The following is a 17,247-nucleotide window of genomic DNA, read 5'->3' as shown; positions in this document are numbered from 1 at the left end:
GGGGCGATCAGCGGGACCGACACTCGGCCCCGCCATGCCGCAGTTATCGGTCACTTGCCGGCGAGGCTTAGGGAAAAATAGGTCCAGTCCGAATATTTATTGCGGATTGTTACTTTTTCCGGCCAAGGTCTCCGCGCGCATGGCCTGGTCCGTTCACATGCCCGCTCACATGCCCGTTCACACGTTCGCTCACACGTCCGTCGCCACGCCGGCTTGCAGGCTCGATGCCTGCAGCCACCGCTCCAGATCCGCTGCCGGCAGCGGGCGCGAGAACAGATAGCCCTGCGCGACCGGATAGCCCTGTTCGCGCAGGATGGTGTTCTGCGCCGCCGTCTCCACTCCCTCGGCCACCACGGTCAGGTGCAGGCTGCGGCCTATGCCCAGGATGGCGTTGCTCAGGGCCTGGGCGGCTTCGTCGTTTTCCAGGTCGGCCACGAAGCTGCGGTCCAGCTTGAGCTCGCTGACGGGCAGGCGGCGCAGGTAGCTGAGGCTGGAGTAGCCCGTGCCGAAGTCGTCCATGGACAGGCGCACGCCCTGGGAATGCACGGCCTGCAGCGTGCGCATGGTGCCCGGGTTGGTGTCCAGCAGCAGGCTTTCGGTGATCTCCAGCGTGAGGTCCTGCGGCTTGAGCGCGTTGTGCTCCAGCGTGTCGGCAATCATGCGCGGCAGGTCCAGGTTGTGAAAGCTCGTGGGCGAGAGGTTGACCGACATGGCCGGCACGTCAATGCCCCGGCTGCGCCACTCGCCCAGCTGGCGGCAGGCCTCGCGCAGTGCCCAGGTGCCCAGCTCGCCGATCAGGCCGCATTCCTCGGCCAGCGGAATGAAGCGTGCGGGCGAGATCTCGCCGAATTCCGCATGGCTCCAGCGCGCCAGGGCCTCCACGCCGTAGAGGCGCCCGTCCTTCAGGTCGAGCTGGGGCTGGTAGTGCAGGCGCAGGCCGCCGCTGCGCAGGGCGTCGCGCAGCGCCGTCTCCAGCACCAGCCGTTCCTGCGCCAGGCGGTTCATCTCGGGGCTGAAGAAGCTGTAGAGCCCGCGCCCGCCCGATTTGGCCTGGTACATGGCCATGTCGGCGCGGTGCAGCAGCGTCTCCATGTCGCGCCCGTCGGCGGGAAACACGGCAATGCCGCAACTGGCCGTGCTGGCCAGGGACACGTCGTCGATCATGCAGGGCTCGCCAAGTGCCGACTGCAGCCGCTCTATCACCTCGGCCGCCTGCGCACCGCCGCAGTGTGGCAGCACGATGACGAATTCATCGCCCGACAGGCGCCCGGCAATGTCGCCCGTGCGCAGCTCCGCCTGGATGCGCTGGGCCACGCTGCACAGCAGCCTGTCGCCGGCCGGGTGGCCCAGCGAGTCGTTGACTTGCTTGAAGCGGTCCAGGTCGATGAAGACCACGGCCAGCTCGTGGCCCTCGTGCGAAGCCACGGACAGCGCCTGTTCGGCCTGCGCCAGCAGCAGGCTGCGGTTGGGCAGGGTGGTCAGCCCGTCGTAGAAGGCCAGCTGCCGGATGCGGCGGCGTGCCTGCTCGCGCTCCAGCGCCAGCGCGCACAGGTCGGTGCAGGCCTCCACCAGCCGCTGGTGGAAGGGATCGGGGCCGGGCCGGTCGAAATGGCGGTAGTAGAAGGCAAAGGTGCCGGCCACGCCGCCCTGCAGCCCGCAGATGGGCGTGGACCAGCAGGCCGTATACCCCAGCGGCAGGATGAGGTGCTTGAAGTCGGCCCACAACGGATCGGTGGCGATGTCGCCCACCAGCACGGGCCGGTTGTGGAAGGCCGCCGCGCCGCAGGAGCCGACATTGGGGCCGATGGGCACGCCGTCCAGCGCCGCCGAATAGGAGGCCGGCAGGCTGGGCGCGGCCAGCGGATGCAGGCGGTTCTGGTCATCGACTTCCAGCACCGAGACCGCGATATCGGGCGCAATGCGCTCGACCTCGCGGCAGACCAGGTCCAGCACCTCGGTCAGCGGCTGGTCGCGGGCCATGGCCTCCAGGGCGCGCCGCTGCAGCACCTCGTGCATCTTGGCCTCGGTGATGTCGGTGATCACGGTCACCGTGGTGTGGAGGCGGCCGTCGGGGCCCATGACGGGATTGGCCTGGGCGCTGACCCAATACCGCTCGCCGTCCTTGCCGACGAGGATCTCCTCGCGGTACACCGGCTTGCCTGCGTCCAGTTCGGCGCGGTAGGCGGCCGTGAATTCGGGCGAGGCATGGGGCACCAGCAGGGCGATGGGCGCACGGCCCACGACCTCTTCGCTGCTCCAGCCGAACATGCGGGTGAAGCCTGCGTTGACATAGGAGATGGTCCAGTTGCCGTCGGCGATCACCACGGCCGCGTCGGTGGCATCGGCCACCAGGGACAGGCGCCGCAAATGCTCCTGCCGTCTGCGGTCGGCCTGCACCCGGGCCGTGATGTCGGTGGCAATGCACAGCACATGGCTGAGCGCGCCCTGGGTATCCAGCACGGGGGCATAGGTGGCCTCCAGCCAGCAGGTGCTGCCATCACGGCGCCGGTGTTCGCCCACGCGCGAAATCGTCTCGCCCGCGCCCCAGCGCTGGCGCCACCGGCCGTAGGCGTCGGGATCGGCATGTGCCTGGGTGCACAGGTCACTGTGCAGCAGGCCCTCGGCGCCCGAGGTGGGGTAGCCAAGAATGGCTTCGTAATTGGCGTTGGCGCGCATCAGCCGGCCTTCGGGCGTGAACTCCGCCAGCGCCATGGCCTTGTCCAGCGTGCTCCACAGCGCCTGCTGCCCTGCCGTGCCTGCTACCCGCGTTTCGAACATGGTTCGCTCTCCTAATGGATGCTGAGCTGATGATTGATTGTTTCCAAATGATACCGATCCGGCGCAGCAGCTGGATGTCAGCCACACCTGATCGCACTTGCTTCCACTGTTCGCCCTTGGATGGTCCGCCTGATGACACTCTTAGGCAAGTGCTGCCGCTGGTTACAATGATTTGAGAATGATTCTTGTTTGATGGCGCATTCCGCCTTCAAGCCATCGGGTCCTACCATGCCATCCGCCCCAGCCTCCAGCGCCGCCTCCAGCCCCTTGCACCGCGAAATCTCCGCCCTCTATGCCGGCCACCATGGCTGGCTGCAGGGCTGGCTGCGCCGCCGACTTGGCAATGCCTGCGACGCGGCCGACCTGGCGCAGGACACCTTCATCCGCCTGCTCACCGCGCCTGCGGGCGACTTGCCCGCCCTGCGCGAGCCGCGGGCCTACCTGGCCACGGTGGCGCGGCGCCTGCTGATCAACCACCTGCGCCGCCAGTCGCTGGAACAGGCCTGGCTGCAGGCCCTGGCCGCGCTGCCAGCGCCGCAGGCGCCGTCGCCCGAGCAGCAATTGCTCATCCTGCAGGCGCTGCAGGAGGTCGATGCCATGCTCGACGGCCTGCCGCCCAAGGTGCGCGCGGTCTTCATCCTGTCCCAGGTCGAGGGCCTGACCTATGCGGCCATTGCCGAGCAACTGGGCATGGGCCTGCGCTCGGTCAAGCGCTACATGGCCCAGGCCATGGCCGAGTGCATCCTGCTGTCGGCATGAACGCCGTGGACTCCCAGGCCGCTGTGCCGCTGTCGCGCGAAATCGCCTTGCAGGCTGCCGAATGGTTCGTGCTGCTGCACTCGGGCGAGGCCAGCGAGGCCGACCACCGCGCCTTCGAGGCCTGGCGCGCCCGTGCCGATGTCCATGAGCAGGCCTGGCTGCGCGCCCTGGCCGTGAGCCAGCGCGCGGGCAGCCTGCCGCCCGCACTGGGGGCACCGGCCCTGGGCCGCAAGCAGCGCCGCCTGGGCGCCGTGGGCCGCCGCGATACCGTGCGCGCGCTGGCCCTGCTGATCATGGCCGTCCCCGTGGGCTGGCTGGCCTGGCGCGCCACGCCCTGGATGCAGTGGACCTCCACCCATGCCACGGCCACGGGCGAGCGCCGCGAATGGACGCTGGCCGATGGCAGCCGCATCGTGCTCGATACGGGCAGTGCCGTCGATGTGTTGTTTGACGAGGCGCTGCGCCGTCTCCACCTGAGTGAGGGCGCCGTCTTCATAGAGACCGCGCCCGAGCCGCAGTCCCGGCATCGGCCCTTCGTGGTCACCACAGGGCAGGGCAGGGTGCGCGCCCTAGGCACGCGCTTTGTCGTGCGCAGTGTCCGGGAGCGCAGCGAAGTGGCCGTGCTGCAGGGCGCCGTGCAGATCACCACCCGTGGCGGCGCCGCGCAGCAGCTGCAGGCAGGCCAGCAACTGTGGTTTGACGCCATGGGCATAGGCCGTGCCGAGCCTGCGGACGCAGGCGCCGCCCAATGGGCGCGGGGCCTGCTGGCCGCAGACAACATGCGGTTGGCCGACTTTGTGGCCGAGCTGTCGCGCTACCGCTCCGGCTGGCTGCACTGCGATCCGTCTGTGGCGGATTTGCGCGTCACCGGCGCCTTTCAGCTGGGCGATGCCGATACCGGCACGGACGCCGTGCTCGCCAACCTCGTGCACCTGCTGCCCGTGCAGGTCCACTACCGCACGCGCTACTGGGTGACGGTGGCGGCGCGCGGTACACCGCCGGCTTGAAATTTCTTTCGGAATCTGGCCCCTTTCTGCGGCAGGCCGTGTCCTGTTCGATGGCAACCGATTTCATCGAACGACTTCCGAAGGAAAAACAGACCATGGCTCTCCGGCCCGGCATGCGCAGCGTGGCGCGCACTCCCTCCCCCTTGCTCTTTCCACTGTCCCGGACAGGCCTTGCCGTGCTCATGGCAGCGGGCCTGGCGGCAGGCGCCGCCTTGCCGCGCGCTGCGCTGGCCCAGGCCGGTGCGGGGGCCCCCAGCGCGGTGCAGCGTCCGTTCCAGGTGCCGGCAGGCCCGCTGGCCGCCGCGCTCACGGCGTTTGCCGCTGACGCAGGCGTGAGCATCAGTGCGTCGCCCGCCCTGGTACAGAGCCGGCGCACCCAGGGCGTGCAGGGCCGCCTCACGGTGCGCGAGGCGCTGGACCGGCTGCTGGCCGGCACCGACCTGCAGGCGCAGGCGGCGGGGGAGGGTGGTTTTGTGCTGCGTGCGGTGCCAGAGGCCACCCAGGCATCGACCGTGCTGGGTGAGGTCAGGGTGACCGCCGCGGCCCCGGCAGAAAGCCCCTGGGGCAGCACCAGCGGGTATGTGGCGCGCCGGGCCAGCACGGCCACCAAGACCGATGCGTCGATTCTGGAGGTGGCGCAATCGGTGTCCGTCATCACGCGCGACCGCATGGACGACCAGGGCGTGCGCACGCTCAACGACGCCGTGCAGTACACGGCCGGCGTGCGCACCAATACGGGCGGGGCAAATCCTGCGGACGACAGCCTGTCGGTGCGCGGCTTCAGCCAGTTCTCGGGCAATTTCTACCTGGACGGGCTGCGCCTCATGCCGCTGGGCACGCTGGGCTTTTTCGGCATGGAGCCTTACGGGGCCGAGCGCATGGAGGTCCTCAAGGGGCCTGCCTCGGTGCTGTATGGGCAGAACTCGCCGGGCGGCATCGTGAACTTCGTGTCCAAGCGGCCTTCGGCCGATGCGGTGCGCGGCATGGAGTTGTCCGTGGGCAGCCATGCTCGCCGGCAGGCGGCCTTCGACCTCGGAGGGCCGGTGGGTGACGATGGCACGGTGAGCTACCGCCTCGTGGGGCTGGCCAGGGCGGCCGACCAGCAGATCGACTTCATGCGTGATGACCGCGTCTACCTGGCGCCCAGCCTGACCTGGGCGCCGGACGCGCGCACCAGCGTCACGCTGCGCGGCTTCTACCAGAAGAACCACGCCATGATGTCCACCAACGTGCAGTGGGATGCGCTCAACGGGCGCAACCCCAATGGCCGGCTGCCCCTGAACCGCTTCCTGGGGGAGCCGGGCTTCGACCGCGAAGAGACCGAGGTCGCATCGCTGGGCTACGACGCACGGCACGAATTCGACAACGGCTGGACGCTGCGGCAGAACTTCCGCTACCTGCACGCACGCAACCACGAGCAGTACATGTTCCGCTACGGGCCGCTGATCGACGGCTCCATCACCAACCGGGAGATCGATTCGCGCGACGGCAAGGGCGGCGTCTACACCGTGGACACCAGCCTGTCGGGCCAATTCGCGGCGGCCGGCCTGCAGCATGAACTCATCGTGGGGCTGGACTACAACCGCAGCCGCTCCAGTTTCGACTCCTATATCGCCGACGGTCCGCAGCTGGACATCTACCGGCCCGTCTATGGCAGCTTCATCGACACCTCGCTGCTGCAGCCCGATGCGCTGCGCGATGAGCGCGCCCAGCAGGTAGGCCTCTACGTGCAGGACCGCATCCGCAAGGACCGCTGGGTGCTGGCCCTGGGCGGGCGCCACGACTGGAGTCGCCTGGAGCAGACCAGCCGCCTGGCCGACCCCGTGTCCACCAGCGTGCGCAAGCCCAAATCCTTCACCGGCCGTGTCGGCCTGACCTATCTTGCAGACAACGGCGTGGCGCCCTACGTCAGCTACAGCGAGTCGTTTGTCCCTCTGATGGGCGCTGACCGCAACGACCGGCCCTTTGATCCGGAAACCGGCAAACAGGTCGAGGTCGGCGTCAAGTACTCGCCCGACGAGCGCAGCAGCTTCACGCTGGCCGCCTTCGAGCTGCGCCGGCAGAACGTGCTCACCACCGACCCCGATAACGTCCGCTATTCCATACAGCAGGGCGAAGTGCGTTCTCGCGGCATCGAGTTCGAGGCGGCAGTCCAGCCCACGCGCGGGCTCAAGCTCCTGGCCGCGCTGACCTACAACCCCGTCAAGGTGACCCGGGCCCAGCCAGACCAGTGGGGCGGCAACGTGCAGGGCAAGTCGCCTTACGAAGTGCCCCGCAAGATGGCGTCGGCCTGGGTGGACTATGCCTTTGGGGGCGACCTGCTGGGGCTGGGGGCGGGCGTGGGGGCACGCTACATCGGCTGGAGCTGGGGCGATGCGGACAACAGCTTCCGCGTACCGTCGTTCACCCTGGTGGATGCCTCGCTGCGCTATGACCTGGGAAAGATGCGCAGTGACTGGCGCGGGGCCAGCGTGAGCCTGACGGTGAAGAACCTGTTCGACAAGTACCACACGGCGTCGTGCTTTTCCGCCAATGCCTGCAACTACGGCGAAGCGCGCAACATGGTGGTTCGGTTCGGGTACATCTGGTAGGCCTTGCGGCATCAGGCCGGTCGAAAGCGCTCTCGCACGCACCCTGGCATGGATACAATCGAATAAGAATGATTCTTGTTTGATTGCGGGCCCCGCCCCCAAGGGAATCCGGACCTGCCATGCCATCCGCCTCCACCCCCCAGCACCGAGAAGCCGCCTCCCTGTACGCCGCCCACCATGGCTGGCTGCAGGGCTGGCTGCGCCGCAGGCTGGGCAACGGGGCGGATGCGGCGGACCTGGCGCAGGACACCTTCGTGCGCATCCTGGGCGTGCGCGACCTGGCCGGTGTGCAGGAGCCGCGTGCCTACCTGACCACGGTGGCCAAGGGCGTGCTCGTCAACTGGTACAAGCGCCAGGCGCTGGAGCGCGCCTACCTCGAAGCCCTGGCCGCTCTGCCCGAGCCTGTGGCGCCTTCGCCCGAGCAGCGCGCCCTGGTGCTGGAGACCCTGCACGAGATAGACGCCATGCTGGACGCGCTGCCGCCCATCGTGCGGCGCACGTTTTTGCTGTCCCAGCTGGACGGCATGAAGTACGAGGACATCGCGCAGCAGCTGGAGGTCTCGCTCACCAGCGTCAAGCGCTACATGGCCCAGGCGTTTCGCCAATGCCTGGTGGCAATGGCGTGATGGAGACACCTCTGCAAGCGCGCGTGCTCGACGAGGCCGCCGAATGGCTGATGCGCCTGCACGACAGCGGCGCCACCGACGCCGACCGCGCCGCCTGCGAGCGCTGGCGCCAGGCCGACCCACAGCATGCCCTGGCCTGGGAGCGCGCCGAGCGGCTGCTGGGCAAGTTGGGAGGCCTGCCTGCAGCGCTGGCCATGCCGGCGCTGGACCGGCCCCGAAGCCACCGCGCCCAGCGCCGCGCCACCGTGGCCCGGCTGGCCGCGCTGCTGGCCGTGGCGCCTGCAGGCTGGCTGGCCTGGCAAGCTTGGCATGTGGCGGACCAGCGCGGCTGGGGCGCCGACCTGCGCACCGCCACCGGCGAGCGCCGCACCGAGCATCTGGCCGATGGCAGCCGCCTCATGCTGGACACGGCCAGCGCGGTGGACATCCGGTTTGATGGCGCACTGCGCCTGCTCACCCTGCGCCAGGGCGCGATTTCCATAGAAACGGCGGCCGATACCGCCACGCCGCACCGCCCCTTTGTCGTGGACACCGCCCATGGCCGGCTGCGCGCCCTGGGCACCCGCTTCACCGTGCGGCAGGAGGGGGGCAGGGCGGACGGCGGCCCCGTGCGCCTGGCCGTGACCGAGGGCGCCGTGGAAGTCACGCTGCGCGGCGCCGTCAGCCCGGCGCTGGTCGTTCAAGCCGGTCAGCAAACGGTATTGCGAGCGGGGGAGGTGACCGCGCCCCAGCCCCTGCAGCCCGAGGCCACGGCCTGGACCCGCGGCATGCTGATGGCCGACGCCATGCCGCTGGCCGCGTTCTGCGCCGAACTGTCGCGCTACCGGCCCGGCCTGCTGCAGTGCGCGCCCGAGGTGCGCGCGCTGCGCGTGTCCGGCTCCTTCCCGCTGGGCGATACGGACCGGACGCTGACCATGCTGGCCTCCACCTATCCCGTCGACGTGCAGACGCGCATGCGCGGCTACTGGATCACCGTGGTCGCCAGGAACTAGAAAAATCAAGGCAGGCTGGTACTTTTTCGGATCTCGGCTGGCAACGGGGAAAGAGCTTCTTTCTTCACCGCCTCCAAGGACCGATTTCCATGCCTGCCGTACCCATGCCGCATCCCGTCTTCCATCCCCTGGCGCATGCCGCCCGACTGGCCCTGCTGGGCATGGCATTGGCCGCAGGCGCCGTGCAGGCGGCCGAACCGGCCCCCGCAGCCCAGACCTACCAGATTGCGCCCGGGCCGCTGGGCCGCACGCTGGCCGGCGTGGCCACGGCGGCGGGTATTTCGCTGTCCTTCGATCCTGCGCTGACCGAAGGGCTCACCAGCCCGGCCCTGTCCGGCCACTATGCGCCGCAGCAGGCACTGCAGCGCCTGCTGGCCGGCAGCGGGCTGGACATGGTGGCGCGCAGCGATGGCAGCTACACGCTGCGCAGGCAGGCGACCCAGGCCGTCCAGGCGGCAGGCGCCACCGCGCTGGGCGAGGTGCTGGTCACGGCGCAGGCCGAGCGCAGCGCCGTGACGCAAGGATCGGGCAGCTATGCGGCCACCGGACCCAGCAGCACGGCGACACGGCTGGGCCTGTCGCAGCGCGAGACCCCGCAATCGCTGAGCGTGATCACGCGCGAGCAGATCGATGACCGCGGTTTTCAGTCGCTGGAGGAGGTTGCCCTGGATGCCACGGGCCTGAGCACACGCCAGATCGGAGGCGGAGAACGCACGCAGTTCTTCCTGCGGGGTTTCGAGGTCAACTCTTTCCTGGCCGATGGCGTGCCGCTGGCCTTCGACTACGACACGCAGGGCCTGGCCACCATGGCCATGTACGATCGCGTGGAGGTGCTGCGCGGCGCTGCCGGACTGATGACGGGCACGGGCAATCCGTCCGGCACCATCAACCTCGTGCGCAAGCGCCCCACGGATGCCCCTCAGGTCTCGCTGACGGGCAGCCTGGGCTCCTGGAACAACCTGCGCGGCGAAATCGACGCGTCCGGCCCGCTCAATGCGGCCGGTACGCTGCGAGGCCGCGCCGTGGTGGCCCTGCAGGATACGGACACCTTCAAGCGGGCGTACCGCCATGAGCGCCAACTGGTCTACGGCACGCTGGAGGCCGATATCGCCCCGCGCACGCGGCTGAGCCTGGGCGGCTACTACAACAGGGAAGACAACCCCGGCGCCGACTGGAACGGCCTGCCCACGCGGCGTGACGGCAGCTTCTACCCGCTGCCGAGATCGGCGCGCGTGACGCCTGACTGGGCCTACTGGAACAAGGAAAACGCCAGCCTCTTCGCTGAACTGGAGCATGGCCTGGGCAACGGCTGGAAGACCCAACTGACCGCACGCGTGCTGCAGGCGAAGATGGACATGCTGGGGACCTACCTGTATCCGCTGGAAGATTCCGCCGACTTCGGCCAGGGCGTGGGAGCCTATGCCTACAAGAAGACCCAATACAGTCTCGACGCCTTCGCGCAGGGGCCCTGGCAATGGTTGGGCCGCACCCATGAAATGGTCTTCGGCGCCAGCGTGAGGCAAAACAGCGACGACGACGGGCCTGGCGGGTGGCCGTCGGACTACCAGCAGATCGTGGACCCCATGACCTGGGACCCGGGCTCCGTTGCCCGGCCGGCCATCAACACCCTGTGGTCGCGGCGCGGCCACCAGCGGCAGCTGGGTGCCTACGGAACACTGCGGTTGAGCGTCGCGCAGCCCCTGACCGCGCTGCTGGGCGCGCGCGTGGATTCCTACTCCTACGACATGCTCACGCGCTCGGGGGAATGGAGCGATTCCAGCAGGTACCGGGTCCATGACCGCATCACGCCCTATGCAGGCCTGGTCTATGCGCTGGACAGCCGGCATTCCGCCTATGCCAGCTGGACCGGCGTGTTCCAGCCCCAGAGCAACCAGGGCGCCAGAGGCGCGCTGCTGGACCCGGTGACGGGACGCAACCTCGAGCTTGGCATCAAGGGCGAGTACGCCCAGGGCCGGCTGCAGGCCAGCGCGGCGCTGTTTCAGATCAACCAGAAGAATCTGCCGCTGCAACTGCCGCAATCGCAGTGCAGTCCCAATGTGGCGTCCTGCTATGCGCAGACCGGAGAGGTGCGAAGCAGGGGGGTGGAGTTCGAGGTGGCGGGTGCCGTCACGCCGTCCCTGCAGCTGATGGCCGGCTACACCTACAACAGGGCGCAGCATGTCCGCGACTCGGACGTCGCCAAGGCCGGCACGCCCTATGACACCCAGACCCCGCGCCATCTGCTCAAGCTGTCGGCCCGCTACCAGCTGCCGGGCGCCTGGCAGCGCTGGTCCCTGGGCGGATCCGTGCGCACGCGCAGCGAGACCCGCTCGGCCGGCTACGGCGTGCGCCAGGGGGGCTATACGCTGGTGGACCTCATGGCGAGCTACCAATTCAGCCGGCAGCTGGATATACGACTGAACATCAACAACCTCACGGACAAGTACTACTACCAGGCCATTGGCAGCACCCAGGACAACAACCATTTCGGGGCGCCGCGCAATGTGCTGCTGACGGCGCGCTACCGCTTCTGAAACAGAGACAGGTTGGCATGGATACAATCGAATAAGAATGATTCTTGTTTGATTGTGGGCCCCGCCCCCAAGGGAATCGGGACCTGCCATGCCATCCGCCTCCGCCCCCCAGTACCGAGAAGTCACAGCCCTGTACCTGGCCCACCACGGCTGGCTGCAGGGCTGGCTGCGCAAGAAGGTGGGCAATGCCTTCGACGCGGCCGATCTGGCGCAGAGCACCTTCCTCAAGGTGCTGGGCGCCAAGGGCCTGGACCAGCTCCAGGAGCCGCGCGCCTACCTGACCACCATTGCGCGCAACCTGCTGATCAACCAGGTGCGGCGCCGCGCCATCGAGCAAGCCTATCTCGATGCCCTGGCCGCCATGCCCGAGCCCGTGGCGCCGCCGCCCGAGGTCCGGCTCATGGTGCTGGAGACCCTGGTGGAGATAGACCGCCGCCTGGGCCGCCTGCCCGCGCTGGCCAAGCAGGCCTTCCTGCTGGCCCAGCTCGAAGGGCTCGGCCATGGCGAGATCGCTGCCGAGCTGGGCATCTCCGTCTCCACCGTCAAGCGGCATCTGGCCAAGGCGGCCATGCGCTGCTTCTTCCCGGAGTAGGCGGCATGCAGGCGTTCCCTTCCGCTTCTTCCCCCATTTCTGCCGAAGTGGCCCGCCAGGCCGTGCAATGGTGGCTGCAACTGAACTCCGGCAAGGCCCAGGCCCGGCAGCACGCTGGCCTGCAGCGCTGGCGTGCGGCCAGCCCCGAGCATGAGGCCGCCTGGCAGCGCATCGAATCCATGGGCAGCCAGATGGCCGGCATTCCCATGCCGCTGGCGCGGGCCGCATTGGCCGCACCCGGCTCGGCCGGCAGGCGCCGTGCGGTGCAGGCGCTGGCCGTGCTGCTGGTCTCGGGCGCAGGCTCCGCGGCCGTCGTGCGCTCGCAGGCCTGGCGCGGCTGGACGGCCGACCAGGTGGCTGCCGTGGGCGAGCAGCGCCGGCTGCCGCTGCCCGACGGCGGCAGCGTGGTGCTCAACACCGGCAGCGCCCTCAATCTGCGCTACGGCGCGGCCGAGCGCGTGCTGGAGCTGGTGCGTGGCGAAATCCTCGTGCAGACCGCGCCGGACAGCCTGCACCGTCCCTTCATCGTGCAAACCGCCATGGGCGCCGTTCAGGCCCTGGGCACGCGCTTCACGGTGCGCGAGCGCGAGTCCGGCGTTGAAGTGGGCGTGCTGCAAGGCGCCGTGCAACTGCGGCCCGCGCATGCCCCGCATGCCGCGCAGCGCATCGATGCGGGAGAGCAGGGCACGTTCACGGCCCAGCAGGCCGTGCACTCCGGCGCGCTGGACACGGCGGCCAGCGCCTGGGCCGAAGGGATGCTGGTGGCCTCGCGCATGCGGCTGGAGGATTTCCTGGCCGAGCTGGGCCGCTACCGGCGCGGGCGCCTGGGCTGCGACCCGGCCGTGGCCGGCCTGCACGTCTCCGGCGCCTATCCGCTGGCCGACACCGACCGCGTGCTGGCCGCGCTGACCTCGTCGCTGCCCGTGGAAATCCACTCCTTCTCGCGCTACTGGGTGATGGTGCGGCCTGCCGGGGCGGGCAAGGCATGAGCGGCACGGCCGGCATGAAGGCCTTCGCACTTTCCTGAAAAAAATTTGAGCTGATTTGCCGGCGATGGCTGTCAACAGAGACAGGAGCGCACCGCAGCGTGCGCCAACGCTTCTCTACAACCATTGCAACAAGGCCTTTCCATGCGCCCTCAGACCATGCGCCAGAACTCCATGCGGCAGACTGCCGCCCCCACTGTCCGTCCATCCCAGGCAGCCCCGGCGTTGCGGCCCGTGGCGCTGGCGCTGCAGGTGCTGTGCGCTGGCACGCTGGCAGGGCTGGCCGCCGCGGGCGCCCTGGCTCCGGCACAGGCCTGGGCGCAGCCGGCTGCCGGTGCTTCGCAGCAACGCCAGTACAGCATTGCAGCCGGCCCGCTCGAAAGCGTGCTCAACCAGCTCGGGCGCGAGGCCGGCGTGCTGGTCACCTTCGGCTCGGCCGTCACCGAAGGCTTGCGCAGCGGCGGCGTGAGCGGGCGCTTCACCGTGGAGCAGGCGCTGGACCGGGCCTTGCTGGGCACGCCGCTGGCGGCCGTGCGCTCAGCCGGCGGCGGCTACACCCTGCGCGAGATGCCCGTGGTGCCTGCCGCCTCCGGCGCGGCGGGTGCGGCAGGCGCGCCGTCCTCCCAGACACTCAGGACCGTGCTGGTCACGGCCTCGGCCCAGGCCAGCCCCACCACCGAAGGCTCGGGCTCCTACACCACGCCGGCCACGGCGGCGGCCACGGGCCTGAGCCTGTCGCTGCGCGACACGCCGCAGTCCGTCAGCGTGCTCACGCGCCAGCAGATCGAGGACCAGGGCCTGCTCTCGCTCAACGACGCCATGCGCAGCGTCACCGGCATCCATGTCGTCAGCTCGGACAGCGACCGCTCGGACTTCTACTCGCGCGGCTTCTACGTGGACAACCTGCAGTACGACGGCGTGCCCACCTCCATCGGCCTGTCGTTCTACGGTGACTCGGGCACCGATACCACCATCTATGACCGCGTCGAAGTGGTGCGCGGCGCCACGGGCCTGCTCACGGGTGCGGGCAATCCGTCGGCCTCCATCAACATGGTGCGCAAGCACGCCAACAGCAAGGTGTTCACGGGCTCGGCCTCGGCCAGCGTGGGCTCGTGGAACCACCATCGCGGCACGGTGGACCTGTCCATGCCGCTGACGCAGGACGGCCGCATCCGCGCACGCGTCGCAGGCATGGCCGAAGAGCGCGACTCCCATGTGGATCTCTACCACGCGCGCAAGCAGGTCTTCTACGGCGTGATCGATGCCGACCTCACGCCCGACACCACGCTCAGCGTGGGCGCCGACTACCAGTCCAACCGGCCCACCGGCTCGACCTGGGGCGGCCTGCCGCTGGTCTTCACGAACGGCATGCCGGCCGACTGGAGCACCTCCAAGACCACGGCCGCGAACTGGACGCGCTGGAACAGCACCAACAAAAACATCTTCGCCAACCTGCAGCACCGTTTCGGCAACGACTGGAAGCTCAAGGCCAACTTCGTGCACCGCGACAGCGCCTACGACGCCAAGCTGCTGTACCTCATGCGCCAGCCCGACATCACCACCGGCCTGGGCATGGCCGCCCTGCCCAACTACTCCGAATACAGCTTCCAGCAAAACAGCGCCGACCTGCAGGTGACGGGCGGCTGGGAACTGGGCGGGCGCCGCCATGAGGCCGTTGTCGGCCTGAGCAGCAGCCGTGCCCGCGAGCACAAGGCCGGCCATGCGCGCACCAGCCCCCTGCAGGACGTGGGCAACTACTACCAATGGGACGGCTCCTATGCCGAGCCCACCTGGGGGCCGCTGACCACCAGCAGCCTGGACCACACGCGCCAGGACGCGCTGTACGGCGCGCTGCGCCTGTCGCTGGCCGATCCGGTCAAGCTCATCGTGGGCGGGCGCCAGAGCAGCTGGAAGGTGCGCAGCCTCAGCGAGGTGCGCGACCACAACGTCTTCATCCCCTACGCAGGCCTGGTGCTGGACCTGAGCGAAGGCTTCTCTGCCTATGCCAGCTACACCGACATCTTCCAGCCCCAGAACTACCGCGACCGTGGCGGCAGCTACCTGGACCCCGTGGCGGGCAAGAGCTTCGAGATCGGCATCAAGGGCGAGCACCTGGACGGCAGGCTCAACAGCTCGCTGTCCGTCTTCCGCATCCAGCAGGACAACGTGGCCCAGCTGGACGAAGGCCAGGTCGTGCCCGGCACCACCGACTTCGCCTACTACGGCGCCAAGGGCGTGACCAGCAAGGGCTTCGAGGCCCAGGTCTCGGGCGAGCTGGCCACGGGCTGGAACCTGTCGGCCGGCATTGCCCACACCGTCGCGCGTGACGCCCAGGGCCTGTCCATCAACGCCTGGGCGCCCAAGACCCAGGCCCAGCTGTTCACTTCCTACCGCCTGCCCGGTGGGTGGAATCAGCTCACCGTGGGCGGTGGCCTGCAATGGCAAAGCCGCACCCGCGCCAGCGTCTTCGTGGCGGGCAATGACCTGGTCTTCGAGCAGAAATCCTTCGCCACCGCCAGCCTCATGGCGCGCTATGCCTTCAGTCCCAAGCTTTCGCTGCAGCTGAACCTGAACAACCTCTTCAACAAGAAGTACTACGTCAACATCGACGGCCAGGGCCAGTTCGGCACGCCGCGCCAGGCCATGGCGGTGCTGAACTACAAGTTCTGATTGGAGAGCGCGGCGGGGGCAACAGCGCAGGCCAACCGTTAGAATGCAAATGAGAATTGATCTCATATTTCGGGCCAGCCGCCCACGCATTCCTCCTCCCGCGCCATGCCTGCCGCCGAAACCTCCCTTCACCGCGAAGTCGCCACGCTCTACACCGACCACCACGGCTGGCTGCAGGGCTGGCTGCGCAAGAAGCTGGGCGATGTGCACCAGGCGGCCGATCTGGCGCACGACACCTTTGTGCGCCTGCTGGCACGCGACGAGCCTGTGCAGGCGCGTGAGCCGCGCGCCTTTCTGACCACGGTGGCGCAGCGCGTGCTGGCCAACCACTACCGGCGCCAGCAACTGGAGCGCGCGTATCTGGAGGCGCTGGCACAGGCGCCGCAGTCCTTTGCCATCTCGCCCGAGGAGCGCGCGCTGCTGCTGGAGGCGCTGGACGAGATCGACCGCATGCTCGACGGCCTGCCTGCCCCCGTGCGGCGGGCCTTTCTGATGGCCCAGCTGGACGGCATGAAGCAGGCCGACATTGCGCGCGAGCTGGGCCTGTCGCTGACCACCGTCAAGCGCTACCTGGTGCAGGCCGGCATGCACTGCTATTTCGCGGTGCAGGCATGACGGCGCCGGGAGCCGGCCTGCCGCCCGAGGTAGCGCGCAGCGCCATCGAGTGGTGGCTGCAGCACCAGGATGGCCCCCTGTCCGAGGAGCTATCCCGTGAATGGCAGGCCTGGCGCGCGGCCGATCCGCTGCACGAGCAGGCTTGGCAGCGCATCGCTGCCGTCAACCAGCGGCTGGCTGGGCTGGTGGCGCCGCCGCAATCACCGATAGCCCGGGCTGCGCTGGCTCCGCGTGGTTCCGCTCGCCGGCGCGTGATCCGGTCCCTGGCCGTTGCGGCCTTTGGTGCCGGCATTGCCTGGCAGCTGGAGCAGCGCCTGCCCTGGCAGGGCTGGGTGGCCGATGCACGCACGGCGCGGGGCGAGCGTCGGCAGATGGCGTTGCCGGACGGCACGCAGATCGTGCTCAACGGCGCCAGCGCGCTGGACATCGAATACAGCCGGCGGCACCGCCGCCTGCGCCTGCTGCAGGGCGAGGTGCTGGTCACCACGGCCAAGGACACCGAGCAGCCCGCCCGGCCCTTTGCCGTGCAGACCACTGCGGGCGAGGCGCTCGCCCTGGGGACGCGGTTTTCCGTGCGTGCGCTCGCGGATGGTGCTTTCCAGGTGGGTGTGTTCGAGGGTGCCGTGCGCCTGACCCCCCGGCTGGCCGGCCAGGGTGTGCTGGTGGTCAGCGCGGGCGAGCAGGCCACGCTGCGGGCCGATGGCGTCTCGCCAGCCACCGCCGTGCATGAGGACAGCACCGCCTGGACCGAGGGCATGCTGGTGGCGCGCGGCATGCCGCTGGCCCGGATGCTGGAGGCGCTGCAGCCGTACAGCGATGCGGCCCTGGCCTGCGAGCCCGAAGTGGCCGACCTGCGCATCTCAGGCACCTATCCGCTGGCCGATGTGCCGCGCGTGCTGGCCGTGATCGGTGCGCTGCCGGGACTGGAGCTGCGCTCCATGACGCGCTGGTGGGGCCGGCGCGAGGTGGTGGTGGGCAAGAAATCGGCAGGGGCTTGAGGGGGTCTGCGCAGTTTTTTTGAAGAAATCTGCGCCCGGGGTGGTCTGTTTCGAGAACTCGCGGGACATGGAGGAAGAGGGGGGCTTGCCATGCCGGGC

General features: G+C 69.1%; 12 protein-coding genes. 11 read left to right on the top strand and 1 reads right to left on the bottom strand.

What is annotated here, in order from left to right:
- Positions 1-189: 189 nt before the first annotated feature.
- Positions 190-2,778, bottom strand: coding sequence for an EAL domain-containing protein (locus DELCS14_RS17345; RefSeq protein ID WP_013802814.1), 2,589 nt, complete (start codon positions 2,776-2,778; stop codon positions 190-192).
- A 228-nt stretch (positions 2,779-3,006) separates the two neighbouring features.
- Here DELCS14_RS17345 and DELCS14_RS17340 point away from each other — a divergent pair, with 228 nt between their 5' ends.
- From DELCS14_RS17340 to DELCS14_RS17290, 11 genes are all read left to right on the top strand, one after another.
- A complete protein-coding gene (locus DELCS14_RS17340; protein ID WP_013802813.1) occupies positions 3,007-3,537 on the top strand; it encodes a sigma-70 family RNA polymerase sigma factor in 531 nt (176 codons plus the stop codon).
- A complete protein-coding gene (locus DELCS14_RS17335; protein WP_013802812.1) occupies positions 3,534-4,544 on the top strand; it encodes a FecR domain-containing protein in 1,011 nt (336 codons plus the stop codon). The genes DELCS14_RS17340 and DELCS14_RS17335 overlap by 4 nt, the downstream gene beginning before the upstream one ends.
- Positions 4,545-4,639: 95 nt before the next feature.
- Positions 4,640-7,135 carry a TonB-dependent siderophore receptor gene (locus DELCS14_RS17330; protein ID WP_013802811.1) on the top strand — a complete coding sequence of 832 codons (2,496 nt, stop codon included), beginning with the start codon at positions 4,640-4,642 and terminating at the stop codon, positions 7,133-7,135.
- A gap of 119 nt (positions 7,136-7,254) precedes the next feature.
- On the top strand, positions 7,255-7,761 hold the full coding sequence (locus tag DELCS14_RS17325) for a sigma-70 family RNA polymerase sigma factor (RefSeq protein WP_013802810.1): 507 nt from the start codon (positions 7,255-7,257) through the stop codon (positions 7,759-7,761).
- Complete coding sequence (locus DELCS14_RS17320; RefSeq protein ID WP_013802809.1) at positions 7,740-8,753, top strand: FecR domain-containing protein; 1,014 nt, start codon at positions 7,740-7,742, stop codon at positions 8,751-8,753. The genes DELCS14_RS17325 and DELCS14_RS17320 overlap by 22 nt, the downstream gene beginning before the upstream one ends.
- Positions 8,754-8,842: 89 nt before the next feature.
- Positions 8,843-11,287 carry a TonB-dependent receptor gene (locus DELCS14_RS17315; protein ID WP_013802808.1) on the top strand — a complete coding sequence of 815 codons (2,445 nt, stop codon included), beginning with the start codon at positions 8,843-8,845 and terminating at the stop codon, positions 11,285-11,287.
- Positions 11,288-11,375: 88 nt separating this feature from the next.
- Positions 11,376-11,879 carry a sigma-70 family RNA polymerase sigma factor gene (locus tag DELCS14_RS17310; protein WP_013802807.1) on the top strand — a complete coding sequence of 168 codons (504 nt, stop codon included), beginning with the start codon at positions 11,376-11,378 and terminating at the stop codon, positions 11,877-11,879.
- A gap of 5 nt (positions 11,880-11,884) precedes the next feature.
- Positions 11,885-12,868, top strand: coding sequence for a FecR domain-containing protein (locus DELCS14_RS17305; protein ID WP_013802806.1), 984 nt, complete (start codon positions 11,885-11,887; stop codon positions 12,866-12,868).
- 141 nt (positions 12,869-13,009) lie between these two features.
- Complete coding sequence (gene fhuE, locus DELCS14_RS17300; RefSeq protein ID WP_013802805.1) at positions 13,010-15,535, top strand: ferric-rhodotorulic acid/ferric-coprogen receptor FhuE; 2,526 nt, start codon at positions 13,010-13,012, stop codon at positions 15,533-15,535.
- A gap of 105 nt (positions 15,536-15,640) precedes the next feature.
- Complete coding sequence (locus DELCS14_RS17295) at positions 15,641-16,150, top strand: sigma-70 family RNA polymerase sigma factor (RefSeq protein ID WP_013802804.1); 510 nt, start codon at positions 15,641-15,643, stop codon at positions 16,148-16,150.
- The gene (locus DELCS14_RS17290; protein ID WP_013802803.1) at positions 16,147-17,148 is read left to right on the top strand and encodes a FecR family protein; all 1,002 of its coding nucleotides are present in this window, start codon (positions 16,147-16,149) and stop codon (positions 17,146-17,148) included. The genes DELCS14_RS17295 and DELCS14_RS17290 overlap by 4 nt, the downstream gene beginning before the upstream one ends.
- Positions 17,149-17,247 lie beyond the last annotated feature (99 nt).

It is taken from the genome of Delftia sp. Cs1-4, from assembly GCF_000214395.1.
GTDB classification, from domain to species: domain Bacteria; phylum Pseudomonadota; class Gammaproteobacteria; order Burkholderiales; family Burkholderiaceae_C; genus Comamonas; species Comamonas acidovorans.
The sequence above is the reverse complement of the archived record's forward strand: the minus strand, read 5'-3'. Positions and strand labels throughout refer to the sequence as shown.